Below are 22,610 nucleotides of genomic sequence, written 5' to 3'. Positions count from 1 at the left end.
CGCGTGCGGTGGGGGGGGGGGGGGCGGGCGGGGGCCGTGCGTCGGGGGGGGCCCGCTCGCGCTCGCGGGGCCCGCCCCCCCCCGCGTTCCCGGGGCGGTGCCCGGGGTCAGGCGGCCGCCCGGAAGCGGCGCAGCCGGAGGCTGTTGGTGAGCACGAAGACCGAGGAGAAGGCCATCGTGGCACCGGCGATCATCGGGTTGAGCAGGCCGCCGGCGGCCAGCGGGATCGCCGCCACGTTGTAGCCGAAGGCCCAGAAGAGGTTGCCCTTGATGGTGCCCAGGGTCCTGCGGGAGAGCCGGATGGCGTCGGCCGCCGCGCGCAGGTCGCCGCGGACCAGGGTGAGGTCGCCCGCCTCGATGGCGGCGTCGGTGCCGGTGCCCATGGCGAGTCCGAGATCGGCCTGGGCGAGCGCCGCGGCGTCGTTGACGCCGTCGCCGACCATCGCGACGATCCGGCCCTCGGCCTGGAGGGTCTCCACGGCGACGACCTTGTCCTCGGGCAGCACCTCGGCGTACACGTCCTCGGCGGGGATGCCGACCTCGGCGGCGACGGCCTCGGCGACCAGCCGGTTGTCACCGGTGAGCAGGACCGGGCGCAGGCCCAGGGCGCGCAGTTGGGCGATCGCCTCGGCGCTGGTGGGCTTGACCGCGTCGGCGACCTCCAGGACGGCCCTGGCCTCGCCGTCCCAGCCGACCGCGACGGTGGTGCGGCCGGCGGCCTCGGCGGCGCGCTTGGCCCCGGCGAGCGCGGCGGGCAGCGGCTGCCCGTGGTCGGCGAGCAGGGACTCCCGGCCGGCGACCACCGCGTGACCGTCGACGACGCCCCGGACGCCGAGGCCGGGGACGTTCTGGAAGCCCTCGACGGCGGGCAGGGTGCCGAGGCGTTCGGCGGCGGCGGTGGCGACGGCGGCGGCGATCGGGTGCTCGGAGGCGTGCTCCAGGGCGCCGGCCAGGCGCAGCGCCTCGTCCTCGCTGACGCCCTCGATGGTGTGCACGCCGTGCAGCGCCATGCTGCCGGTGGTGACGGTGCCGGTCTTGTCCAGGACGACGGTGTCGACCCGGCGGGTGTTCTCCAGCACCTCCGGTCCCTTGATGAGGATGCCGAGCTGGGCGCCGCGGCCGGTGCCGACCATCAGGGCGGTCGGCGTGGCCAGGCCGAGGGCGCAGGGGCAGGCGATGATCAGCACGGCGACGGCGGCGGTGAACGCCTCGGTGGCGCTGTCGGCGGTCAGCAGCCAGGCGATCAGGGTGCCGAGCGCGATGAGGATCACCACGGGCACGAAGACGGCGGAGATCCGGTCGGCGAGCCGCTGGGCGGCGGCCTTGCCGCTCTGGGCGTCCTCGACGAGCTGGGCCATCCGGGCGAGCCGGGTGTCGGCGCCGACCCGGGTGGCCTCGACCACCAGGCGGCCGCCGGCGTTGACGGTGGCACCGGTGACGGTGTCGCCGACGGCGACCTCCACCGGGACGGACTCGCCGGTCAGCATCGAGGCGTCGACGGCGGAGGCGCCCTCGACGACCACGCCGTCGGTGGCGATCTTCTCGCCGGGGCGGACCACGAAGCGTGTCCCGACGGTGAGCTGCTCGACGGGCAGCCGCACCTCGTGGCCGTCGCGCAGCACGGCGACGTCCTTGGCGCCGAGGTCCAGCAGCGCGTGCAGGGCGGCCCCGGCGCGGCGCTTGGAGCGGGCCTCCAGGTAGCGGCCGAGCAGGATCAGCACGGTGACGGCGGAGGCCGTCTCCAGGTAGAGCATCGACGAGGCGTCGGTGTCGCCGACCGAGAACGAGAACTCGTGGCGCATGCCGGGCATGCCGGCCTCGCCCCAGAACAGGGCCCAGAAGGACCAGCCGAAGGCGGCCAGGGTGCCGAGCGAGACCAGGGTGTCCATGGTCGCCGCGCCGTGCTTGAGGTTGGTCCAGGCGGCGCGGTGGAAGGGCAGGCCGCCGTAGACGACGACGGGGCCGGTGAGTGCGAAGGCCAGCCACTGCCAGTTGGTGAACTGGAGGGCGGGGACCATGGACCAGAGGACCACGGGCAGGCTGAGCACGGCGCTGACGAGCAGCCGGTCGAGCAGCGGGTCGGCCGGCGCCGGCGGGCGGGCGTCGGCGGCGTCGGCGGCCTCGGCCGGGGTGGCGGGGACCGGCGGCGGGGGGAGTTCGGCGGTGTAGCCGGTGTTCTCCACGGTGGCGACGAGGTCGGCCACGGTGACGTCCGGCGAGAACTCGACCCTGGCCTTCTCGGTGGCGTAGTTGACGGTGGCCTCGACGCCGGCCATCCGGTTGAGTTTCTTCTCGACGCGTGCGGCGCAGGCGGCACAGGTCATGCCGCCGATCCGGAGTTCGACGCGCTCGCGGACCGCGGTGGGGTCCTCCTGGCCGGTGGTGGCGGTCGCCGTGTCCGGGGAGGCGGAGCCCGAGGTGGAGGTGCTCATGTGCTGATCAGCTCCTAGGGGAGGGCACGGCGGGGGCGGGGTTCGCCGGGCCCCCGCCGCGCGGCGGGGGCTCTCAGGCGGCGCGGCCGACCAGCTCGTAGCCGGCCTCGTCGACGGCGGCGCGCACCTGCTCGTCGTCCAGCGGGGCGGCGGCGGAGACGGTGACCGTGCCGGCCTTGGCGTCGGCGGACACCTCGGTCACCCCGGCGAGGGCGGAGAGCTCCTTGCTGACCGAACTCTCACAGTGTCCGCAGCTCATGCCGGTGACGGTGTAGGTGATGGTGCTGGACATCGTGGCCTCCGGAAGGTCGGTACGGCCGCGAGCGTACGCCCGGGCCCGGCTGATAATCCCACCATACCCCTAAGGGGTATTCCGTAGGGGTACGGATGGTGTGGTGTGGATCGCATTCCGCTTGACGCCGGGGTGTCGCCCGGGCATCGGCCGGTGCGCGCTCCGAGAGCAGAGCGTAGGCGTCCGGCCACGCTGCGCCCGAATCCGCGCCGTGACATGGGCGGATTCGGCGGACGCGGGGGTCTCGGGGCCACGGGCGGGACGGGGGAGGCCGGGGGTGCGCGGGTGGGCGTACTGATCGTCCGTTATGTTCGATATGTGTCCCCGTTCCGCCGTGCCCAGTCGCCGTCCGTCCCGACCGGCGTCGGGCAGCCACCGGCCCGGCGGCGCAACGCGCTGCTCGCCGTCGACCTGCTCGACATCCCGTTCTGGCGACGGGCCGCCCCCGCGCTGATCGCGATCGTGCTGGTCGGGTTCGCCGACCTCTACTCCGGCCAGGACCGCTACCTCGCGCCGCTGATGACCGTCGTCCCCAGCATCGCCGCCCTCACCCTGCGCCCGCTCGAACTGCTCGGCGTCTGCTCGATCGGCCTGCTCGCCGTCTTCGGCCTCAGCCACTACGACCAGGTCGACAACCTCAACGACGTCCGCTTCCTGTGGGGCGCGATGGTCAGCTACCTGCTGCTGTCGGTGTTCTCCGCCTGGGTGGCCAGGATCCGGATGCGCAGGGCCGCGGCCTACGCGGCGGTCAGCTCCGTCGCGGAGGCCGCTCAGCGCGCCCTGCTGCGGCTGCCCGGCCCGGTCGTCGGACCGCTGCACCTCGCGGTGCGGTACGTCTCCGCCGCCGACGCGTCACGGATCGGCGGGGACCTCTACTCCGTCCTGGAGACCCCGTACGGCACCCGGGTCGCGGTCGGCGACGTGCGGGGCAAGGGGCTCGGCGCGGTGCAGACCGCCGCCGTGGTGCTCGGCGCCTTCCGCGAGGCCGCCTACGACGAGGCCGGGCTGCGCGGGGTGGCCGCCCGGATCGAGGCCAGCGTCGAGCGGCACGTGCCGGACGGCGAGTTCACCACCGCGCTGTTCGCCGAGTTCCGCCGGCCCGGCGTGGTCCAGTTGCTCCAGTACGGGCACGTGCCGCCGATCCGGGTGGACCCGGAGGGCCGGGCGCACGTCCTCGACGCGCCCGACCCGTGGGTGCCGCTCGGCCTCGGCCGGCTCGCGGCCGGTGAGCCGAGCACCTGGGACCAGTCGTTCGGCACGGACGACGTGCTGGTGCTCTGCACCGACGGCGTGATCGAGGCCAAGCACCGGCACAGCGGCGTGTTCTACCCGCTCGCCGAGCGGGTCGGCCCGCTGGTGCGCGGCGCGGCCCGCTCCGCGGCGGAGCTGGAGGCGGCGGTCGGGCGGGTCTACGCCGACCTGCTGGCGCACACCGGGGGCGAACTGCGGGACGACGCGCTGCTGCTGCTGATCACCCGCACCGACGCCGCCTAGCACCGGCCCCCGCGCAGCTCAGGGCGCCCCGGCGGCGGGCGGGAGGGCGGCGGCGTCGGCCAGGGCGCGGAAGAGCAGGGCGGTGGAGGTGGCACCCGGGTCCTGGTGGCCGACGCTGCGCGGGCCCAGATAGGAGGCGCGGCCCTTGCGGGCCTGCAGCGGCACGGTGTCCAGGGCGCCCCGCTCGGCGCCCCCGGCCGCGGCCGCGGCGGCCTCCGGCAGGCCCGCGCCGCCGGCCACCGCCGCCCGGTAGGCCTCCAACGCGGGCGTCCAGGCGTCGACGATGGTCTTGTCGCCCGGCTCGGCCTTGCCGAGATCCCGCACCGCGCGCAGTCCGGCCGCCAGTGCCTCGCCGAGCGCGGCCGCGTCGGCGGGTGCCCCGCCGGGCTGCGGCAGCGCGGCGCCGATCGCCCGGAACGCCTTGCCGTAGAGCGGGCCGGAGGCGCCGCCGACCTTGGAGATCAGCGTGGTGCCGGTCTTCGTCAGCAGCGCGCCGGGACCGGCGGGGGCCGGGGCGTCCGGCGCGTCCAGGGCGGCCAGCACGGCGGTGAAGCCGCGCCGCAGGTTGCTGCCGTGGTCGCCGTCGCCGATCGCGGAGTCCAGCTCGGTGAGCCGCCCGTGCTCCTTCTCGACCGCGGCGGCCAGCGCGCGGACCCAGGCCTCGGCGAGGCGGGTGTCGACGTCCATGTCGGGTACTCCTGTTCCGCGGGTCAGGCGCGCTTGAGGGCGGGGGTGTCCACCGGGGCGTCCCACAGCTCCAGCAGCTGGCCGTCGGCCTTGGTGAGGGTGAGCGAGAAACCGGCCATGTCCAGGCTGGTCACGTAGTTGCCGACCAGGCTGCGGGCCACCGTGATGCCGCGCTCGGCCAGCCGGGCGGAGACCTCGCCGAAGACGATGTACAGCTCCATCAGCGGCGTCGCGCCCAGCCCGTTGACCAGCGCGATCACCTCGTCGCCGGCGGTCAGGTGGTGGTCGGTGAGGATCGTCCCGACCACCTCGGCGACCAGCTCCCGGGCCGGGCGCAAGCGCTCCCGGCGGCGGCCCGGCTCGCCGTGGATGCCGACGCCCACCTCGATCTCGTCCTCGGCCAGCTCGAAGCCGGGCTTGCCCGCGGCCGGGACGGTCGCCGCGCTCAGCGCGATCGCGAACGAGCGGGAGGCCGCGTTCACCCGCTCGCCGAGGGCGGCCACCTCGTCCAGCGAGGCGCCGCGCTCGGCCAGCGCGCCCGCGATCTTCTCCACCGGCACCGTCGCGCCGGTGCCGCGCCGCCCGGCCGTCCAGGTGGAGTCCTCGACCGCGACGTCGTCGTTGACCAGCACCGTGCGGACCTCGATGCCCTCCTCGGCGGCCAGCTCCGCGGCGAGCTCGAAGTTCATCACGTCGCCGGTGTAGTTCTTGACGACGAACACCACGCCGGCGCCGGAGTCCACGGCCTTGGCGGCGGCCAGCATCTGGTCCGGGACGGGGGAGGTGAACACCTCGCCGGGGCAGGCCGCGTCCAGCATGCCGGGCCCCACGAAGCCGCCGTGCAGCGGTTCGTGCCCCGACCCGCCGCCGGACACCAGCGCCACCTTCGGCGCGGCCGGCCGCACGGCCCTGGTGATGACCCGGCCGGCGATGTCGACCGCCAGTTCCGGATGGGCGGCGGCCACTCCGGCCAGCGCGTCCTCCAGGACGCTCTCCGCGGCGTTGATGAGCTTCTTCACGGCGTACGAGCTCCCCTCGGCAGACGGTGCTGACCCGACGCTACGCCAGACGGGGACCCCGGGCACGGAATCCGACACGCCGGCCGCGGCGGCCCACCTGGGCGGCGCGCGCACGCCCGGGGCGTGTCCCGGGGAGCCGCCCGGGGCCGTGCCGCCGGGGCACGGCCTAAGGTCGGGGGCATGAGTGGACACGTGGGCATCGTTCTGGTCTCGCACAGCGCGGCGCTGGCCGGCGGGTTGAAGGACCTGCTGGCGGAGCTCGCCTCGCCAAAGGTGCGGGTGGTGGTGGCCGCCGGGACGGAGGAGGGCGGGCTCGGGACCAGCTACGAGCTGATCGCCCGGGCCGTCGTGGCGGCGGACGGCGGGGCGGGCGTCGCGGTGCTGCCGGACCTCGGGAGCTCGGTGCTGACGGCGGTGACCGTGCTGGAGGACGAGCCGCGCCCCGGCGTGGTGCTGGTCGACGCGCCGTTCGTGGAGGGGGCGGTGGCCGCCGCGGTGACCGCCTCGACCGGCGCGGCGCTGGCCGAGGTGGTGGCGGCGGCCGAGGAGGCGCGCGGCTTCCGCAAGCTCTGAGGGCTCACTTGGCGTCGGCGTAGCACTCCACCACGGCGGTGGAGAGCGGGAACCGCACCGGGGTGTCGCCGAAGACCAGCCGGCGGGCCTCGTCGGCCGCCGCGGCGACCGCCGACGCCACCTCCTCGGCGTGGTTGGCCGGGGTGTGCACCATCACCTCGTCGTGCTGGAAGAACACCAGGTGCGGGCGGTCGGCCGGGGCGGCCACCTGGATCTCGCCGAGCCGGCGGCGCAGCGCGGCCAGCAGGGCGAGGGCCCAGTCGGCGGCGCTGGCCTGGATGACGAAGTTGCGGGTGAACCGGCCCCGGGCGCGGGCCGAGCGGCCGCCGGCGTCGCCCGCCGTCTCGGGTGCCTCGGTGAGGTCCAGGAAGTCGGCCGAGGCGGGCGGGCAGGGGCGGCCCAGCCGGGAGGCGACCACGCCGCCGTCCTCGCCGGTGCGGGCGGCCGCCTCGACGTAGCCCATCGCGGCCGGGTAGCGGCTGCGCAGGGTGGCCAGCAGGGGGCCGATGTCGCCGCTGGTCTGGCCGTACATGGCGCCGAGCAGGCCGAGCTTCGCCTTGTCGCGGTCGCCGTGGAAGGCGGTGGCGGCCAGTGCCTCGTAGAGGTCGCCGCCGGCGGCGGTGCGGGCCAGCCCGGCGTCCTGGGAGAGCGCGGCGAGCACGCGCGGCTCCAGCTGGGCGGCGTCGGCGACCACCAGCAGCCAGCCCGGGTCGGCGACCACGGCGCGGCGCAGGATGCGCGGGATCTGCAGCGCGCCGCCGCCCCGGCTGGCCCAGCGGCCGGAGACCACGCCGCCGACCACGTACTCGGGGCGGAACCGGCCGCCGCGCGCCCAGGCGTCCTGCCAGGCCCAGCCGTGCGCGACGTGGATCCGGGACAGCTCCTTGTAGCGGACCAGCAGCCGGGCCGCCGGGTGGTCGACGGTCTTCAGCTCCCAGGAGCGGGTGGAGGCGAGCGGGATGCCGGCGTCGGCGAAGGCGCGCAGCACCTGGCTGTGCGAGTCGGGGTTGAACGGGCGCCCGCCGAGCGCCCGCTGGAGCTCGACGGCGAGTTCGGCGAGCAGGCGCGGCTGGGTGCCGGGGACGCTGGGGCGGGGGCCGAGCAGTTCGGTGAGCAGCCGGTCGTGGACGTCGACGCGCCAGGGCAGGCCGTCGTGGGCCATCTCGGCGGCGGCCAGCGCGCCGGCCGACTCGGCGGCGGCCAGCAGCCGGAACCGGGCGCGGGCGGCCGGGTCGGCGATCGCGGCGAGCCGGCGCTGCTGCTCGGCGTGGACGGCGACGACCGCGGCCAGCGGGTCGGTGCCGGGCGGCAGCTGGAGCCGGTCGGGGGCGAACAGGGTGTCCTGGCCGTCACCGGCCTCGGCGGAGCCGGGCTCGGGGAGGTCGGCGGGCACGGGCAGGCCGCGCAGCCGGGCCCAGCCGGCGCCGAGCGAGCGCGGTGCGCCGAAGCGGCCCTCGTGGGCGAGCAGCAGCGCCTCGACCAGCCGCAGGTCGTGGCAGCGGGCGAGCCGGTCGGGCAGCCGGGGGAGCAGCGGCGCGTACCCGGAGTCGGCGGCGGCCCACACCCACCGGGGGTGCTCGGCGGCCTCCCGGGCGGCGACGGCGGCGGCGAGGTCGGCGGCGGGTTCGGGCGGGCCGAGCGGGGCACCGGCGTCGTCGAGCGGCTGGAGCCGGCCGCCGGGGCCGTGCGGATCCGGGGCGAGGGCGATCCGGGGTGCCACGGGGGCTCCTCCTCTCGTCGGGACTGCGGTGGTGCTGCGGGCGGGCCGGCGACGGACCGCGGGCGGGACCGCGGGTCGGACGGTGGTGGGGCGGCGGTGCGGGCGCCGGCGCGGGCCGGGCCGTCCGGGGGCGTACGGTCGGCCGCCGACGACGGTAGCGGGAGGGTACGACAACCGGAGCCGCGCCGTCCGGGGGCGTGCCGCCGCAGGCGCGCCGGACCGTGGGGCGAAAGGGTGTGGGCAGTGCCGGTGACAGCGCGTAAGGTCGGCGAAATGACCGAGAACCCGTTCTTCAGGCCCAGCACCCTGGCCTACGAACTGCCGCCGTTCGCCGAGATCCGGCCGGAACACTACCTGCCCGCCTTCGAGCGCGGGATGGCCGAGCAGCTCGCCGAGATCGCGGCGATCACCGCCGACCCGCAGCCGCCGACGGTCGAGAACACCCTGGTCGCGCTGGAGCGCTCGGGCAGGCTGCTGCACCGGGTCAAGGTGGTCTTCGAGAACCACTCCGCCGCCGACACCACCCCCGAGGTCGACCGGATCGACGCCGAGATCAGCCCCCGGCTGGCCGCGCACCGGGACGCGATCCACCTGGACGCCGCGCTGTTCGCCCGGATCGAGGAGCTGCACGCCGGCCGCGACGCGCTGGAGCTGGACCCGCAGACGCTGCGGCTGCTGGAGCGCCGGCACACCGCGTTCGTCCGGGCCGGCGCCCGGCTGGGCGCCGGGGAGCAGGACCGGCTGCGCGCGATCAACACCGAACTGGCCGCCGCCTCCTCGGAGTTCCGGCAGAACGTGTCCGCCGACTCGCAGGCCCGGGCGCTGGTGCTGGACTCCGCCGAGCAGCTGGCCGGCCTCTCGGCCGACGCGATCGCGGCCGCCGCCGAGAACGGCCGGGCGCTCGGGCGGCCGGGCACCTACGTGCTGAGCCTGAAGAACTTCTCCAACCAGACCGAACTGGCCTCCCTCACCGACCGCTCGGTGCGCGAGCGGCTGCTCGCGGCCTCGCTCGACCGTGCCGCCGACACCAACGGCCCGCTGGCGATCCGGATGGCCGCGCTGCGCGCCGAGCGCGCCCGGCTGCTCGGCCACGACACCCACGCCGCCCAGGTGGTGGCCGACGAGACGGCCGGCACCGTCGAGGCGGTGGACGCGCTGCTCGCCCGGCTGGTGCCCCCGGCCGTGGCCAACGCCCGCCGGGAGGCCGCCGAGCTGGCCAAGCTCGCCGCGGCCGACGGCGTCGAGGAGATCGCCGCGCACGACTGGGCGTACTACTCCGAGCAGGTCCGCCAGGCCTCCTACCAGGTGGACGCGGCGGCGCTGCGCCCCTACTTCGAGCTGGAGCGGGTGCTGCGGGACGGCGTGTTCTTCGCCGCCAACCTGGCCTACGGGGTGACCTTCACCGAGCGCCCGGACCTCGTCGGCTACCACCCGGACACCCGGGTCTTCGAGGTGTTCGACGCCGACGGCTCCGGGCTGGGCCTGTTCCTCGGCGACTTCCACGCCCGGGCGTCCAAGCGCGGCGGTGCCTGGATGGACGAACTGGTCACCCAGTCGCAGCTGCTGGGGCAGCGGCCGGTGGTCTACAACAACCTGAACATCGCCAAGCCGGCTCCGGGCGAGCCGGTGCTGCTCTCCTGGGACGAGGTCCGCACCCTGTTCCACGAGTTCGGGCACGCGCTGCACGGGCTCTTCTCGGACGTCCGCCACCCGTACCTGGCGGGCACCGCCGTGCCGCGGGACTTCGTGGAGTTCCCCTCGCAGGTCAACGAGATGTGGATGGTGTGGCCGGAGGTGCTGGCCAACTACGCCCGGCACCACGAGACGGGCGAGCCGCTGCCGGCCGGGCTGGTGGAGCGGATGGAGGCCGCGGAGTCCTTCGGGCAGGGCTTCCGGACCGTCGAGTACCTGGCGGCGGCGCTGCTGGACTGGGCCTGGCACACCCTGCCGGAGGGCCGGGAGGTCACGGACGCCCGGGAGTTCGAGGCGGCGGCGCTGGAGAAGGCCGGCCTGGCGGTGGCGGCCATCCCGCCGCGCTACCGGACCACCTACTTCGGCCACATCTTCGCGGGCGGGTACAGCGCGGGCTACTACGCGTACATCTGGTCGGAGGTGCTGGACGCCGACACGGTGGAGTGGTTCAAGGGCAACGGCCGCGGCGTGCGGGAGAGCGGCGAGGTGTTCCGCCGCGAGCTGCTGGCCCGCGGCGACAGCCGGGACGCGCTGGACTCCTTCCGCGCGGTGGTCGGCCGCGACCCCGGGACCGGGCCGCTGCTGGCCCGTCGCGGGCTGCTGTAGCGGCCGGAAGGGCCCGGCGGCGTCGCGGACGCCGCCGGGACCCGGTGCCGGCGGCGGTCCGCCGGCGGGCTGCGGTCAGCGGGGTTCGACGGTGACGGTGACCGGGGTGCCCGGGCGGGCGTGCGGGAGCCGGACGCGGAGCCGTCCGGCGTGCTCGGCGTCCGGCTGGTCGAGGTCGGTGCGGGCGCCGGCCGGGCGGACGGTGACCCGTGCCCCGGCGGGGAACGCGGCGGCCGGCAGGGCGAGTTCGGTGGTACGGCCGGTGCCGTCGGCCTGCCACTCGACGGTGTGCCGGGTGCCGCCCGCGCTGGTGCGGACGGCGGTGCCGGCGACCGCGACCGGGTACGGGCCGAAGGCCGGCCCGGCGCCCGGGGCGGGCCGCCCGGCGGGGTCGAGCACGCAGTAGCCGCCGTTGCCCCGGCACCAGTACCACATCGTCCAGCCGCCCGCGAAGCCGTCCATGGCCTCGACCTGGCGGCGCACCAGCAGGGTGTTGCCGGGCCGGCGGGAGTCCGGCGGGCCCCATTCGCCGACCAGCACCGGCAGCCGGTGGGCGGCGGGGTAGCCGGTGACGGCGGCGGTGTAGCGCTCGACGAAGCCGCCGGACGGGTCCCAGTCGGCCCCGGACTCGACCGCGGTGTCGTAGAAGTGCGGCGCGTAGCCGATCCGGGGCGCGCCCGGGCGGGGGTCGGTGAAGCCGGGCAGCCGGGTGGGCACGCCCTGGCCGACCAGCACCGTCGGTTCGACGAACAGCCAGGCGCGGTCGTCCGCCCGGCGCACGGCGGCGATCAGCCGGCGGTACATGGCGGCGAGCCGGCCCTGCTCCAGTTCGGCGGCGGCGCGCGCCAGCACCTCCGGGTCGGCCGGGTCGCCGTCCAGCGGGCCGAACGGCTCGTTGAACAGGTCGTAGCCCAGCAGGGAGCGGTGGCCGCGCAGTTCGCGGGCCAGCCGGGTGTAGAAGCCGGCCTGCGCGGCGCGCAGGTCGGGGTCGTCGTAGAGGTGCCGGAAGGCGGCCTGGACGGCGGGCTGGAAGTAGCCGGCGAACCAGTCGTCGGGGTCGGCCTCGAACGGCAGGCCGTCGTCCCGGGTGGCCCAGGGCGGGATGCCGTTGGTGCCGCCGCCGAACCGGGGGCCGTAGACGTCCTGGTGGAAGTCGACCAGGACCAGCAGGCCGTGGCGGTCGGCCCGGTCGAGGAGCCCGTGCAGCCGGCGCAGCTCGCCGGGGTCCAGGCGGCCGGGGGTGGGCTCCAGCCTGGTCCAGGAGACGGGCAGGCGGATCAGGGTGAAGCCCTGCGCGGCGATCGACCTGACGTCCTGTTCGGTGGCCTCGGCGTACTTGTCGAGGTTGAAGCCGCGCAGCCGGAGCCGGCGGCCGGAGGCGTCGGTGAGGTCGGTGCGGCCGTCCGGGTCGGTGGCGGTGCCGGTGGGGAACGCCGGTGCGGGGGACGCGGGCCGGGACGGGGGCTGGGCCCGGGCGGGCGCGGCGGGCAGGGCGAGGGCGGCGGCGAGCAGGAGGGTGGCGGCGGTGCGGCGCGGACGCATCGGGACCTCCGGGGCGGGCGGGGGTGGGGCCCGATGATGCCGGGGCGGGCGCGTCCGCCACAAGACGGCGGTGCGCGGCGGTCGTCGGGGGTCCGCCGGCGGTCCTCAGTCGGCGGGCTCCGGCGCGGGGCCGGCCGGCAGCACGGCGGTCGGCAGGTCGGCGGCGGCGGCCAGCCGGCCCCAGAGCAGGTCGGCGAGGGCCTGGACCATCCGGGTGCGCGAACAGGGCCGGGACTCCAGCCACCAGTCGCCGGCCGCCAGCACCATGCCGGTGATGGCCCGGCCCCAGGCCTCGGCGAGCAGTTCGCGGTCGGCGCCGAGGTCGATCTGGTCGGCGACGGCCCGGGTGATCTCCTCGGCGATCTGCTGGAGCGCCGGGGCGAGCGCGTGGCCGGCGCCGCTCGGGTCGCCCGGTTCGGGGTGGGTGAGCAGCCGGTAGACCTGCGGGCGGGCCTCGATCCCGGCGAGGTAGGTGTCCAGCACGTGTTCGACCCGGTCGCGGCGTTCCAGGGGCTCGGCGAGGGCGGCCCGGACGGCGGCCAGCAGGCCGCCGGTGTGACGCTCGGTCAGGGCCCGCACCAGGCCGTTCCGGTCGCCGAAGTGCCGGTAGAGGATCGGCTTGGTGATGCCGGCCTCGGCGGCGATCGCGTTCATGCTGGCGCCGGGGCCCTCGCGCTGGACGACCCGGTCGGCGGCGTTGAGCAGCTGTTCCCGGCGGGGCTCTGGATCCATGCGCGGTTCCCTCGTTTCGTGCGGCTGGGGGCGTTGACACCGGTTACCAAGCAGTAGCAGACTCCGACGATGTTACCGGTGGTAACACCCCGGTCGGTCGCACCCTTCTTCGGAGGCCCCCACCCATGAGCACCTTCTCCCTGGACCCGGGACCGGACCAGCTCGCCGTCCGCGACTGGCTGCACGGCTTCGCCGCCGATGTGATGCGGCCCGCCGCCGCGGAGTGGGACGAGCGCGAGGAGACCCCCTGGCCGATCATCCAGGAGGCCGCCAAGCTCGGCATCTACTCGCTCGACTTCTACGCCCAGCAGTACTTCGACCCCTCCGGCGTGGGCATCCCGATCGCCATGGAGGAGCTGTTCTGGGGCGACGCCGGCATCGGCCTGTCCATCGTGGGCACCACCCTCGCCGCCGTCGCCGTGCTCGCCAACGGCACCGACGAGCAGATCGGCACCTGGGCGCCGCAGATGTTCGGCACTCCCGAGGATGTCAAGGTCGCCGCGTTCTGCTCCTCCGAGCCGGACGCCGGTTCGGACGTCTCCGCGCTGCGCACCCGGGCCGTCCACGACGAGGCCACCGGCGAGTGGGTGCTGAACGGCACCAAGACCTGGGCCACCAACGGCGGGATCGCGGCCGTCCACGTGGTCGTCGCCACCGTCGACCCGGCGCTCGGCGCGCGCGGGCAGGCGTCCTTCGTGGTGCCGCCGGGCACGCCGGGCCTGAGCCAGGGCCAGAAGTTCAAGAAGCACGGCATCCGCGCCTCGCACACCGCCGAGGTGGTGCTGGACGGCGTCCGGGTGCCCGGCCACTGCCTGCTCGGCGGCAAGGAGAAGCTGGACGAGCGCCTGGCGCGGGCCCGCGAGGGCGTCCGCAAGAGCGGGCGGAACGCCGCGATGGCCACCTTCGAGGCCTCCCGGCCGGCCGTCGGCGCGCAGGCGATCGGCATCGCCCGGGCCGCGTACGAGGTGGCGCTCGACTACGCCGGGACCCGGGTGCAGTTCGGCCGCCCGATCATCGACAACCAGGGCGTGGCCTTCCAGCTGGCCGACATGAAGACCCGGATCGACGCGGCCCGGCTGCTGGTCTGGCGGGCCTCCTGGATGGCCGCCACCCAGCAGCCGTTCACCTCGGCCGAGGGCTCGATGTCCAAGCTCTACGCCGGGGAGACCGCCAAGTGGGTCACCGCGCAGGCGATGCAGATCCTGGGCGGCAACGGCTTCACCCGGGAGTACCCGGTGGAGCGGATGCACCGGGACAGCGCGATCTACTCGATCTTCGAGGGCACCAGCGAGATCCAGCGGCTGGTCATCGCCCGGGCCATCTCGGGGGTGCCGATCCGCTGACGGCTCCGGATCCCGCTAGCGGGCGGCCCAGAAGGTGAGACCGGCCGCGAGAGCGCCCACCGCCGTGCCGACGACCGTCTGCGCGGCGGTGTGGTCCCGCAGCACCACCCGGGACCAGCCGATCACCGCGACCGGCGGGTACAGCAGCAGCCACCACGGACCGAGCGCGACGGCCAGGCAGACCACCGCGCCGCTCGCCACGGCGGTGTGCACGGAGACCTTCCACCAGGCGGTGATCACCAGGATCGGGACCAGCGAGGCGGACATCGCCAGCACCACCGCGGTGAGGTCGCGCGGTGCGTGCGCCAGGAGCATCCCGGCGAATCCGGCCGCGACCGAGACCATGATGAGCGGGAAGAGCGTCAGACGCCGCCGGCGGTTGCCGACGTGCCGGTCGTCCACGGTGCCCCGGCGCATCCCGAACCGGATGAGCAGGGTCGGGATCACGGCCGTGAACAGGGCCGCGAACACCGCCCAGGCGAGGCCCCGCCAGCCGTAGCGGGCCCCGCCGAGCAGGAGCAGCATCGCGATGATGACGTTCTTCGGCTCCAGGCCGTCGGTGATCCGGCGGGCCCAGGGCGCCGCGGGCGTGGGGACGGTCATCGCGTGCTGCTCCAAGGGGACGGCTCCATCGGCGGATCGGTCGTATTCGATCGCATGATCGTATCGACCGGCCCGTGCGCGGCCGTTCCCCGGCTCAGAACCTCGGCGGACGGCGTTCGAGGAAGGCGGCGAGGCCCTCGCGGACGTCCGGCGCCTCGCGGGAGCGGCGCTCCCAGGGGGCGAGGGCCGCGGCGGCCTGCTCCGGCGGGACGGCCAGCGCGGCCTTGACGGCCCCGATGGTCTGCGGCGAGCGGGTGGTCAGCAGCCGGGCGAACTCCAGGGCCGCCGCGTCCAGTTCGCCGGCCGGCAGGACGTGCTCGGCCAGGCCGAGGGCGGCCGCCCGCGGGCCGGGCAGCAACTCGCCGGAGAAGAGCAGGTACTTGGCGCGGGCCGGGCCGACCAGCCGGGCCAGCCGCAGGGTCGGCACCGCCGGGTAGACCACGCCCAGCTTGGCCGGGGTGATGCCGAGCCGGGCGTCCTCGGCGACGAACCGCAGGTCGCAGGCGAGCGCCAGCTGGCAGCCGCCGCCGACGCAGGCGCCGTGCACCACGGCGACGGTCGGGTGCGGGAAGGCCGCCAGCGCCTCCTCGGCGGCCACGTTGACCGCGTGGTAGGCGTCGGCGCGGTCCGGATCGCCGTAGACGTCGGCGAGTTCGCCGATGTCCGCGCCCGCGCTGAAGGTGCCGCCCGCGCCGGTGACCAGCAGGACGCGCACCCCCGGCTCCTCGGCGAGCCGCTTCAGCACACCGGGCAGGGCCTGCCAGATCGCCAGGGTGACGGCGTTGCGCCGGTGCGGGCGGTCGAACTCCAGGACCGCGACGCCGTCCTCGCCGAGGTGGGCGTTGAGGCCGTCGGTCTCGGTGGGCAGCGGGGCGCGCTCGCGCGTCAGCAGCGGCCGGGTGGCCATGGGCACCTCCGGGAGGGTGTGGGTGCGGACACTCTCCCAGAGCGCGGTGGCCGGGGTCGGGGCCGGGCCGCTGACCGGCCACCTCGTCTCGTCACCGCCGTCCGGAACCCCGCTCCGGCCCGCCGGCCGGGCGGGGCGCTGGGGGCGTCGCTGTTCGGCACCGTGCCGGCCCGGGAGCACGCGGTGGCCGGGGGAGCGGCGGGGCCGGTGGAGTCGTCCGCCGGCCCCGCCGTCGTGCCGTCAGGAGGCGGGGGCGCCCTGCGGCTTCCACTCGTGGGCGAGCAGCGACCAGACCTCGCCGTCGTGGTGGACGCCGCCGTGCAGGTAGCTCTCGCGCAGGACGCCCTCCAGGGTGAAGCCCAGGCGCTGGGCCACCGACCGGCTGCGGAGGTTCTCCGGCCGGTTGTGCCACTCGATCCGGTGCATGCCCCGGACGGTGAAGGCGTAGTCGATCAGGTGCCGGACGGCGGTGGTGACCAGGCCGTGGCCCTGGCCGGCGGGCTCGGTCCAGACGCCGATCTCGCAGTTGCCGCTCCTGGCGTCGAACTGCACGAACATCGTGCCGCCGACCAGCGTGCCGTCGCGCCAGATGCCGTAGAGGCGGGCGGTGTCGGCGGCCTGCCGGTCCGCGTAGCGCTGCAGGACCTCGCGGGCCGAGTCGAGGTCGGTGGCCAGCGCGGCCCAGCCGATCCAGGCGTCGATGTGGGCGCGGCCGCGTTCGATGTGCTCCAGGTACTCGGGCGCCTGCCAGGGCTCCAGCGGGCGGAGCTCGGCGTTCTCGGCGAGGGGGACGGCGAACATGGGCGGTGCCTTTCGCGACGAGGGGCGGGGCGGGCGGTCTGCGGCCGTCCGTAACAAACGTTTGGTACGTAAGATAGCCCCATGACACCGGCCCGCGGAGATCATGAAGCCCGCCGAACCGAAGTCTCCGAGGCGGTCTGGCGGGTGCTGTCCACCCGGGGTTTCGAGGGGCTCACGCTGCGTGCGGTGGCCGCCGAGATGGGGGCCAGCACCGGACTGCTGACGCACTACTTCCCGAGCAAGAAGGCCCTGGTCGCCCACGCGCTGGACGTCCTGGACCGGCGCTCGCTGGCCCGGCCGCGGCGGCTCGCGCCGGCCGACGGCGGACCGCCGCCGCCGGAGGGGCTGGCCCGGCTGCGGGCGGCGCTGCTGGACGTGCTGCCGCTGGACGGGCCGGGCCGGGCGGGCAACCGGATCTGGGTGGGTTCCTGGGACGTCGCGCTGGCCGATCCGGAGCTCGCCGGGGCCCACGCGGCACGGTACGCGCGGTCGCGCGGGGTGCTGGCGGAGTGCGTCGAGGCCGCACGGAGGCTCGGCGAACTGCCGGCCGGTCCGCCGGCGGCCGAGGTCGCGGCGGCGGCGCAGGCCTTCGTGCTGGGGCTGGTGGTGCAGGCGCTGTTCGCCCCGGCGGAGTTCCCGGCGCGCCGGCAGACGGAGTTGCTGGACGGCTACCTGGCGCGGCTGGCGGCCGGCGGGGACACGGCCGGCGCGGGGGCGGGTGCGGGCGCGGACGGTCCGCCGGCGTAGGGCGCTTCGCTCCGGGGTGTTTCCGGCACCGGAATTCCCGGGGCGGGTCTTTTCGGGGCGTGCACGCCACGGATGGTCACGGGTGATGCGCGCTCGGTGCCGGGCGTGAAATGCGGGAAGCGCGCGGAGTGTGCGGAGCGTGCGGCGCCGGGCACGGCGCGGTGGTGCGTGGCGCCCCCAGCAGGATTCGAACCTGCGACCTACCGCTTAGAAGGCGGGTGCTCTATCCGCTGAGCTATGGGGGCGGGACGGACGGCGCCCTGGCGGGCGTGACCGTTGCCGGGACGGGGCGGTGGGCGCGCGGCGCCCGCTGACCTCTCCCGTACCTGAGGGTGGGTGTGGGGGTTGGCGGGTCCCTGCCCTGTCGGGGACAGGATAAGGGTGTCCCGTTCCTCGGCCGGGTGTTGCGACACCGCCGTTGGTGTGTCGGCCTCGGTGGAGCGGTCCGATAATCGCAGGTGAAGGCCGTGAGTGCAGCGGTCTGGAGGTGTTCCGCGCCGGACGTTGTGCACTCGTTACGGGGCTGTCTGCCCACCCGTTATGGATTCGGCACGGAGAAAGCGCCACGGCCGAGGCCGGCATCGACGCGGGTGGGGGGCCGTATTCGGGTTCGTTCGGTCGGATGACGTGGGCGGACGGTCGTCGGGGCCACCCCTGGGGGTGTCCTGGGGCGGCGGGGCGGCCTGGGGATTCTTGTCATGGACCCGTGCACATGGGTGTGATCGTCGCACAAAGGCTCAAATTCACCCCTGCGGGCGACAAGGTTTTTCCACAGGCCCGAGTTGTCCACAGGATTACCGATCTCCCTGGTGCGTATTTCCGGGGAAGCGCACTCTCAACCCGTGCCGGTCGATTCCGTACGGTGCAACCGAGAGAGCGGAGCGTGCTGTGAACGAGACCCAGGTGACGGTGATCGGGAATGTCGCCACCGAGGTGACGTACGCCCAGACCCCCGGCGGGGTGCCGGTCGCGAACTTCCGGCTGGCGTCGACCGAGCGGCGCTACGACCGGGCGCGGGACGGCTGGGTCGACGGCGAGACCCAGTGGATGACGGTGACGGCCTGGCGGACGCTGGCGGGGCACCTGATCGACTCGCTGGCGAAGGGGGATCCGGTGGTGGTGAACGGCCGGCTGAGGGTGCGGGAATGGACGGAGGGCGAGGTGAAGCGCAGTCGGGTCGAGATCGACGCCCGGTCGGTCGGACACGATCTGAGCCGCGGCACGGCGAGGTTCAGCTGGGCGCCGGGTGCGCGGGGCGGATCTCCGGGGGTGTCCCCGGGGGGATCCGCGGGAGGATCCGGGGGTGGGCCTCCCGGTCGGGCGGCCGGCGCCGCGGCCGGGCCGGAGGGGGCCGCCGGGGCGGCAGGAGCGGCGTTCGGCGAGGCGGTGCCCGGGTGGATCGTGGACGCCCTGCGCGGCCGTCGGCCGGCCGGGGCGGGCGTCGGGGCGGTGGCGGAGGGGGAAAGCGGGGGTGACGCCTAGCGGCTGACGGGGTGTCCGGCGGGCGGTATCACTGTCGACAAATATGTGAATCGAGGACGGTGTTGCGACCCGCACGCGCAATCCCGTCCCGGTTAGCAGAATGATCTCGGAATTCTGGCGGGTCGTCAGCTTGTGGAGACACCGAGAGGGTTGATAACGATACGGATACGGTATCGTCCTGATTTCGCATGGGGGTTTCCGGGCCTCTGACGCTTCATAGGATGCGTCTGGTTCACATCGTGAAGCAGCGCCACAGGGGGCGCGGCAAGCAAGGCGGGCTGCCCATCGGCATGGCCCGGCCCGGAGGGATCCCAAGATGTTCCAGAGGCAGGGGCGGGCGCTTCCCCGCATCACTACTGTCATGCTCGCGACCAGCGTTGCGCTGGCCGGGGGCCTGTTCGCGGCCGGTGCGGCGGCTGCGGCCGACGCCCCCGGCGGGGCCGTCACGGCAGTGATCCAGCCGAGCTTGATGAGCGAGGAGATCGCCATCGAGGGAGGCCACTCCATCCAGGGCGGCCTCTTCACCCTCAAGACGTCCGACGGCGGCGAGATCCAGACGTACTGCATCGACATCGACCACCCGGTCGACATCAGGAGCGGTGTCGAGTACCAGGAGTCCGACTGGAAGTCGAGCTCGCTCGGCCGCCCGGACAAGGCCGAGGACGCCTCCAAGATCCGCTGGATCCTGGAGAACTCCTACCCGCAGGTGACCGACCTCAAGAAGCTGGCCGACGCGGCCGGCGTCAAGGGCGAGCTCACCAAGGAGGACGCCGCCGCGGGCACCCAGGCCGCGATCTGGAAGTTCTCCGACGGCAAGAAGGCCACCCCGGTCGACGCCGAGGCCAAGCAGCTGCGCGACTACCTCGTCAGCGAGAAGAACAAGGGCATCGCCGCCGAGCCCAAGCCGTCGCTCAGCCTCACCCCGGACTCGGTGTCCGGCAAGCCGGGCGGCAAGCTCGGCCCGTTCACGGTCAACTCCAGCGCCAACGAGGTGAAGCTCGCCGTCGGCGGCGACTCCGCCGACAAGGTCAAGCTCGTCGACAAGGACGGCAAGGAGGTCAACGCGCTGACCGGCCCGGTCGCCAAGGACACCCAGCTGTTCCTGGACGTGCCCGCCGGCACCCCGGACGGCACGGCCACCGTCGACGCCTCCGCCGAGACCGTCGTGCCCAGCGGCCGCGTCTTCCTCAGCAAGGGCTACACCCCGGCCAAGCACAGCCAGACCATGATCCTGGCCGGCTCGACCAAGCTCGGCGTCAAGGACGCCGCCAAGGCGACCTGGAAGGCCGCGAAGGGCCCGCTGGTCGACAGCAGCGCGGTGGTCGAGTGCGTCGCCAACGGCGTGAAGGTCTCCGTCACCAACGGCGGCGACGAGGCCGCCGCCGTCTCGGTCAAGCCCGGCAAGGACGTCACCGTCCAGCCCGGCAAGACCGAGACCGTGGTCGTCCAGGTCGCCGAGGACACCGCCTACGACATCACGGTGAGCGGCCCGAACGGCTTCACCCAGAACTTCAAGGGCATCCTCGACTGCAAGACCGCCAGCGTGGTCACCCCGAGCCCGTCGGCCACCCCGACCACCGCCAAGCCGTCGACCCCGGCGCCGACCAGCCCGGCCCCGACCACCACCACCGCCAAGCCGGTCACGCCGAGCGCCACCCCGTCGGCCTCCGCCAGCACCACCGCCGCCGCCACTCCCCACCCGGCGCCGCCGAGCACCGCTCCCGGCACCACCGGCGGCCTGGCCCAGACCGGTGGCAGTGACGCCACCCCGGTCATCGCCGCCGTCGCCGGCGGTCTGGTCGTGGCCGGCGGTGCCGCGGTCTTCCTGCTCCGCCGCCGCCGCGGTGGCAACGCCGCCTGAGGCACCCGGACCGTGATCCGGTAGCCCGATCCACGGCGCACCCGGCCCGGCTCCCCGCACCACGTGTGCGGGGAGCCGGGCCGTCGCATGCGCGGGATACCCCGGCGGGGCACCGCGAGGGCCGCTCCGGGAGGGGGACCCGGCGGTTCGGGGCTCCGGGCCGGGTGCGGCACAATGGAAGGCTGCAAGCCGAATTACTCCCGACGACGCCGGAGCGATCTCACGTGGCGGAATACATCTACACGATGCGCAAGGTGCGCAAGGCGCACGGAGACAAGGTCATCCTTGACGACGTGACGCTCAGCTTCCTCCCCGGAGCGAAGATCGGCGTCGTGGGCCCCAACGGTGCCGGTAAGTCCACCGTGCTGAAGATGATGGCCGGCCTGGAGCAGCCCTCCAACGGCGACGCCTTCCTCTCGCCCGGCTTCACCGTCGGCATGCTCCTCCAGGAGCCCCCGCTCGACGAGTCCAAGACGGTCCTGGAGAACGTCCAGGACGGCGTCAAGGAGATCAAGGGCAAGCTCGACCGCTTCAACGAGATCGCCGAGCAGATGGCGACCGACTACTCGGACGCGCTGCTCGACGAGATGGGCAAGCTCCAGGAGGAGCTGGACCACGCCGAGGCCTGGGACCTGGACGCCCAGCTGGAGCAGGCCATGGACGCCCTGGGCTGCCCGCCCGGCGACTGGCCGGTCACCAAGCTCTCCGGTGGCGAGAAGCGCCGCGTGGCGCTCTGCAAGCTGCTGCTGGAGGCCCCCGACCTGCTGCTGCTCGACGAGCCCACCAACCACCTGGACGCCGAGTCGGTGAACTGGCTGGAGCAGCACCTGGAGAAGTACAAGGGCACCGTCGTCGCCGTCACCCACGACCGGTACTTCCTGGACAACGTCGCCGAGTGGATCCTGGAGCTCGACCGCGGCCGCGCCTACCCGTACGAGGGCAACTACTCCACCTACCTGGAGACCAAGCAGTCCCGTCTCAAGGTCGAGGGCCAGAAGGACGCCAAGCGCGCCAAGCGGCTCAAGGAAGAGCTTGAGTGGGTCCGCTCCAACGCCAAGGGCCGCCAGGCCAAGTCCAAGGCGCGTCTGGCCCGCTACGAGGAGATGGCCGCCGAGGCCGACAAGATGCGGAAGCTGGACTTCGAGGAGATCCAGATCCCGCCGGGCCCGCGCCTGGGCAACGTCGTCATCGAGGTGGAGAACCTCAACAAGGCCTTCGGCGAGAAGGTCCTGATCGACGACCTCAGCTTCACCCTGCCGCGCAACGGCATCGTCGGCATCATCGGCCCGAACGGCGCCGGCAAGACCACCCTGTTCAAGATGCTCCAGGACCTGGAGACCCCGGACAGCGGCACGGTCAAGGTCGGTGACACGGTCAAGATCAGCTACGTCGACCAGACCCGCTCCAACATCGACCCGAAGAAGACCCTCTGGGAGGTCGTCTCCGACGGTCTGGACTGGATCAACGTCGGCCAGGTCGAGATGCCCTCGCGCGCCTACGTCTCGGCGTTCGGCTTCAAGGGCCCGGACCAGCAGAAGCCGGCCGGCGTGCTCTCCGGCGGTGAGCGCAACCGCCTCAACCTGGCGCTCACCCTGAAGCAGGGCGGCAACCTGCTGCTCCTCGACGAGCCCACCAACGACCTCGACGTCGAGACCCTCTCCTCGCTGGAGAACGCGCTGCTGGAGTTCCCCGGCTGCGCCGTGGTCATCTCGCACGACCGCTGGTTCCTGGACCGGGTCGCCACCCACATCCTCGCCTACGAGGGCGAGAGCAAGTGGTTCTGGTTCGAGGGCAACTTCGAGTCCTACGAGAAGAACAAGGTCGAGCGCCTGGGCGCGGACGCGGCCCGTCCGCACCGGGCCACCTACAAGAAGCTGACCCGCGGCTGACACCCAGTCGCGAGTGACGACGGCCCGGCCGGCCCCCCCCCCCCCCGGGCCCCGGGGGCCCGTGCCCCCGCCCGGGGCGGGGGGGGCCCCCCCCCCCCCCCCCCCGGCGCCCGCCGGGCCGCCCCCCCCCCCCCACGACGCCTCCCGTCCGGGTTCACCGCGCCCTGGCTGATGCTCCTGCTGCCCGC

General features: G+C 74.6%; 18 protein-coding genes and 1 tRNA gene. 8 read left to right on the top strand and 11 right to left on the bottom strand.

Features of this window, described 5'->3' with window-relative positions; genetic code table 11:
• Nucleotides 1–107: 107 nt before the first annotated feature.
• Together ACFXAM_RS05170 and ACFXAM_RS05165 are read right to left on the bottom strand one after the other, a co-directional pair.
• Nucleotides 108–2,432, bottom strand: coding sequence for a heavy metal translocating P-type ATPase (locus ACFXAM_RS05170; RefSeq protein ID WP_380287630.1), 2,325 nt, complete (start codon nt 2,430–2,432; stop codon nt 108–110).
• A gap of 73 nt (nt 2,433–2,505) precedes the next feature.
• Entirely contained in the window at nt 2,506–2,724 is a 219-nt protein-coding gene (locus ACFXAM_RS05165) for a heavy-metal-associated domain-containing protein (RefSeq protein ID WP_380287629.1), read from the bottom strand.
• 318 nt (nt 2,725–3,042) lie between these two features.
• On the opposite strand from ACFXAM_RS05165, the gene ACFXAM_RS05160 reads away from it, so the two are divergent.
• Entirely contained in the window at nt 3,043–4,218 is a 1,176-nt protein-coding gene (locus ACFXAM_RS05160) for a PP2C family protein-serine/threonine phosphatase (protein WP_380287628.1), read from the top strand.
• An 18-nt stretch (nt 4,219–4,236) separates the two neighbouring features.
• Here the strand turns inward: ACFXAM_RS05160 and dhaL are convergent, their stop codons facing one another.
• Together dhaL and dhaK are read right to left on the bottom strand one after the other, a co-directional pair.
• Nucleotides 4,237–4,905, bottom strand: coding sequence for a dihydroxyacetone kinase subunit DhaL (gene dhaL / locus ACFXAM_RS05155; RefSeq protein ID WP_380287627.1), 669 nt, complete (start codon nt 4,903–4,905; stop codon nt 4,237–4,239).
• A 23-nt stretch (nt 4,906–4,928) separates the two neighbouring features.
• Nucleotides 4,929–5,924: a dihydroxyacetone kinase subunit DhaK gene (gene dhaK / locus ACFXAM_RS05150; protein ID WP_380287626.1), complete on the bottom strand. Its 996-nt coding sequence runs from the start codon at nt 5,922–5,924 to the stop codon at nt 4,929–4,931.
• A 180-nt stretch (nt 5,925–6,104) separates the two neighbouring features.
• Here dhaK and dhaM point away from each other — a divergent pair, with 180 nt between their 5' ends.
• Entirely contained in the window at nt 6,105–6,497 is a 393-nt protein-coding gene (gene dhaM, locus ACFXAM_RS05145) for a dihydroxyacetone kinase phosphoryl donor subunit DhaM (protein WP_380287625.1), read from the top strand.
• Between the two features lie 4 nt (nt 6,498–6,501).
• On the opposite strand, the gene ACFXAM_RS05140 is transcribed toward dhaM, so the two are convergent.
• Nucleotides 6,502–8,217, bottom strand: a complete 1,716-nt coding sequence (locus ACFXAM_RS05140) for a bifunctional 3'-5' exonuclease/DNA polymerase (protein WP_380287624.1) — start codon at nt 8,215–8,217, stop codon at nt 6,502–6,504.
• Between the two features lie 273 nt (nt 8,218–8,490).
• Here ACFXAM_RS05140 and ACFXAM_RS05135 point away from each other — a divergent pair, with 273 nt between their 5' ends.
• Entirely contained in the window at nt 8,491–10,515 is a 2,025-nt protein-coding gene (locus tag ACFXAM_RS05135; RefSeq protein ID WP_380287623.1) for a M3 family metallopeptidase, read from the top strand.
• A gap of 75 nt (nt 10,516–10,590) precedes the next feature.
• On the opposite strand, the gene ACFXAM_RS05130 is transcribed toward ACFXAM_RS05135, so the two are convergent.
• Together ACFXAM_RS05130 and ACFXAM_RS05125 are read right to left on the bottom strand one after the other, a co-directional pair.
• Complete coding sequence (locus ACFXAM_RS05130; RefSeq protein WP_380287622.1) at nt 10,591–12,057, bottom strand: glycoside hydrolase family 5 protein; 1,467 nt, start codon at nt 12,055–12,057, stop codon at nt 10,591–10,593.
• Nucleotides 12,058–12,162: 105 nt separating this feature from the next.
• Complete coding sequence (locus ACFXAM_RS05125) at nt 12,163–12,789, bottom strand: TetR family transcriptional regulator (RefSeq protein ID WP_380287621.1); 627 nt, start codon at nt 12,787–12,789, stop codon at nt 12,163–12,165.
• A 125-nt stretch (nt 12,790–12,914) separates the two neighbouring features.
• On the opposite strand from ACFXAM_RS05125, the gene ACFXAM_RS05120 reads away from it, so the two are divergent.
• Nucleotides 12,915–14,132, top strand: coding sequence for an acyl-CoA dehydrogenase family protein (locus ACFXAM_RS05120; protein ID WP_380287620.1), 1,218 nt, complete (start codon nt 12,915–12,917; stop codon nt 14,130–14,132).
• A 15-nt stretch (nt 14,133–14,147) separates the two neighbouring features.
• On the opposite strand, the gene ACFXAM_RS05115 is transcribed toward ACFXAM_RS05120, so the two are convergent.
• The 3 genes from ACFXAM_RS05115 to ACFXAM_RS05105 all read right to left on the bottom strand — a co-directional run bounded on the left by ACFXAM_RS05115 (nt 14,148) and on the right by ACFXAM_RS05105 (nt 16,443).
• Nucleotides 14,148–14,750, bottom strand: a complete 603-nt coding sequence (locus tag ACFXAM_RS05115) for a hypothetical protein (protein ID WP_380287619.1) — start codon at nt 14,748–14,750, stop codon at nt 14,148–14,150.
• Between the two features lie 79 nt (nt 14,751–14,829).
• Nucleotides 14,830–15,642 (bottom strand): enoyl-CoA hydratase/isomerase family protein, encoded by an 813-nt coding sequence (locus ACFXAM_RS05110; RefSeq protein ID WP_380287635.1) that lies wholly within the window; start codon nt 15,640–15,642, stop codon nt 14,830–14,832.
• Nucleotides 15,643–15,882: 240 nt separating this feature from the next.
• Nucleotides 15,883–16,443: a GNAT family N-acetyltransferase gene (locus ACFXAM_RS05105; protein ID WP_380287618.1), complete on the bottom strand. Its 561-nt coding sequence runs from the start codon at nt 16,441–16,443 to the stop codon at nt 15,883–15,885.
• Nucleotides 16,444–16,524: 81 nt separating this feature from the next.
• Between ACFXAM_RS05105 and ACFXAM_RS05100 the strand changes: the two genes are divergently transcribed.
• Entirely contained in the window at nt 16,525–17,190 is a 666-nt protein-coding gene (locus ACFXAM_RS05100; protein WP_380287617.1) for a TetR/AcrR family transcriptional regulator, read from the top strand.
• Nucleotides 17,191–17,359: 169 nt separating this feature from the next.
• On the opposite strand, the gene ACFXAM_RS05095 is transcribed toward ACFXAM_RS05100, so the two are convergent.
• Nucleotides 17,360–17,435: transfer RNA gene (locus tag ACFXAM_RS05095), tRNA-Arg, on the bottom strand.
• 643 nt (nt 17,436–18,078) lie between these two features.
• On the opposite strand from ACFXAM_RS05095, the gene ACFXAM_RS05090 reads away from it, so the two are divergent.
• The 3 genes from ACFXAM_RS05090 (at nt 18,079) to ettA (ending at nt 22,422) form a co-directional block, all read left to right on the top strand.
• Complete coding sequence (locus tag ACFXAM_RS05090) at nt 18,079–18,672, top strand: single-stranded DNA-binding protein (protein WP_380287616.1); 594 nt, start codon at nt 18,079–18,081, stop codon at nt 18,670–18,672.
• A 361-nt stretch (nt 18,673–19,033) separates the two neighbouring features.
• Entirely contained in the window at nt 19,034–20,533 is a 1,500-nt protein-coding gene (locus tag ACFXAM_RS05085) for a Cys-Gln thioester bond-forming surface protein (RefSeq protein WP_380287615.1), read from the top strand.
• Between the two features lie 224 nt (nt 20,534–20,757).
• Entirely contained in the window at nt 20,758–22,422 is a 1,665-nt protein-coding gene (gene ettA, locus ACFXAM_RS05080) for an energy-dependent translational throttle protein EttA (protein WP_380287614.1), read from the top strand.
• Nucleotides 22,423–22,610: the final 188 nt, after the last annotated feature.

It is taken from the genome of Kitasatospora sp. NPDC059462 (genome assembly GCF_042749955.1).
Classification (GTDB): Bacteria; Actinomycetota; Actinomycetes; order Streptomycetales; family Streptomycetaceae; genus Kitasatospora.
This window is presented reverse-complemented; position numbering and strand designations above follow the sequence as displayed.

Bases quoted from the DNA above. Each gene is read 5' to 3' on its own strand.
- ACFXAM_RS05170 (WP_380287630.1), bottom strand. From the start codon at position 2,432: ATGAGCACCTCCACCTCGGGCTCCGCCTCCCCGGACACGGCGACCGCC.
- ACFXAM_RS05165 (WP_380287629.1), bottom strand. From the start codon at position 2,724: ATGTCCAGCACCATCACCTACACCGTCACCGGCATGAGCTGCGGACAC.
- dhaL (WP_380287627.1), bottom strand. From the start codon at position 4,905: ATGGACGTCGACACCCGCCTCGCCGAGGCCTGGGTCCGCGCGCTGGCC.
- dhaM (WP_380287625.1), top strand. From the start codon at position 6,105: ATGAGTGGACACGTGGGCATCGTTCTGGTCTCGCACAGCGCGGCGCTG.
- ACFXAM_RS05135 (WP_380287623.1), top strand. From the start codon at position 8,491: ATGACCGAGAACCCGTTCTTCAGGCCCAGCACCCTGGCCTACGAACTG.
- ACFXAM_RS05130 (WP_380287622.1), bottom strand. From the start codon at position 12,057: ATGCGTCCGCGCCGCACCGCCGCCACCCTCCTGCTCGCCGCCGCCCTC.
- ACFXAM_RS05125 (WP_380287621.1), bottom strand. From the start codon at position 12,789: ATGGATCCAGAGCCCCGCCGGGAACAGCTGCTCAACGCCGCCGACCGG.
- ACFXAM_RS05120 (WP_380287620.1), top strand. From the start codon at position 12,915: ATGAGCACCTTCTCCCTGGACCCGGGACCGGACCAGCTCGCCGTCCGC.
- ACFXAM_RS05110 (WP_380287635.1), bottom strand. From the start codon at position 15,642: ATGGCCACCCGGCCGCTGCTGACGCGCGAGCGCGCCCCGCTGCCCACC.
- ACFXAM_RS05105 (WP_380287618.1), bottom strand. From the start codon at position 16,443: ATGTTCGCCGTCCCCCTCGCCGAGAACGCCGAGCTCCGCCCGCTGGAG.
- ACFXAM_RS05100 (WP_380287617.1), top strand. From the start codon at position 16,525: ATGACACCGGCCCGCGGAGATCATGAAGCCCGCCGAACCGAAGTCTCC.
- ACFXAM_RS05085 (WP_380287615.1), top strand. From the start codon at position 19,034: ATGCTCGCGACCAGCGTTGCGCTGGCCGGGGGCCTGTTCGCGGCCGGT.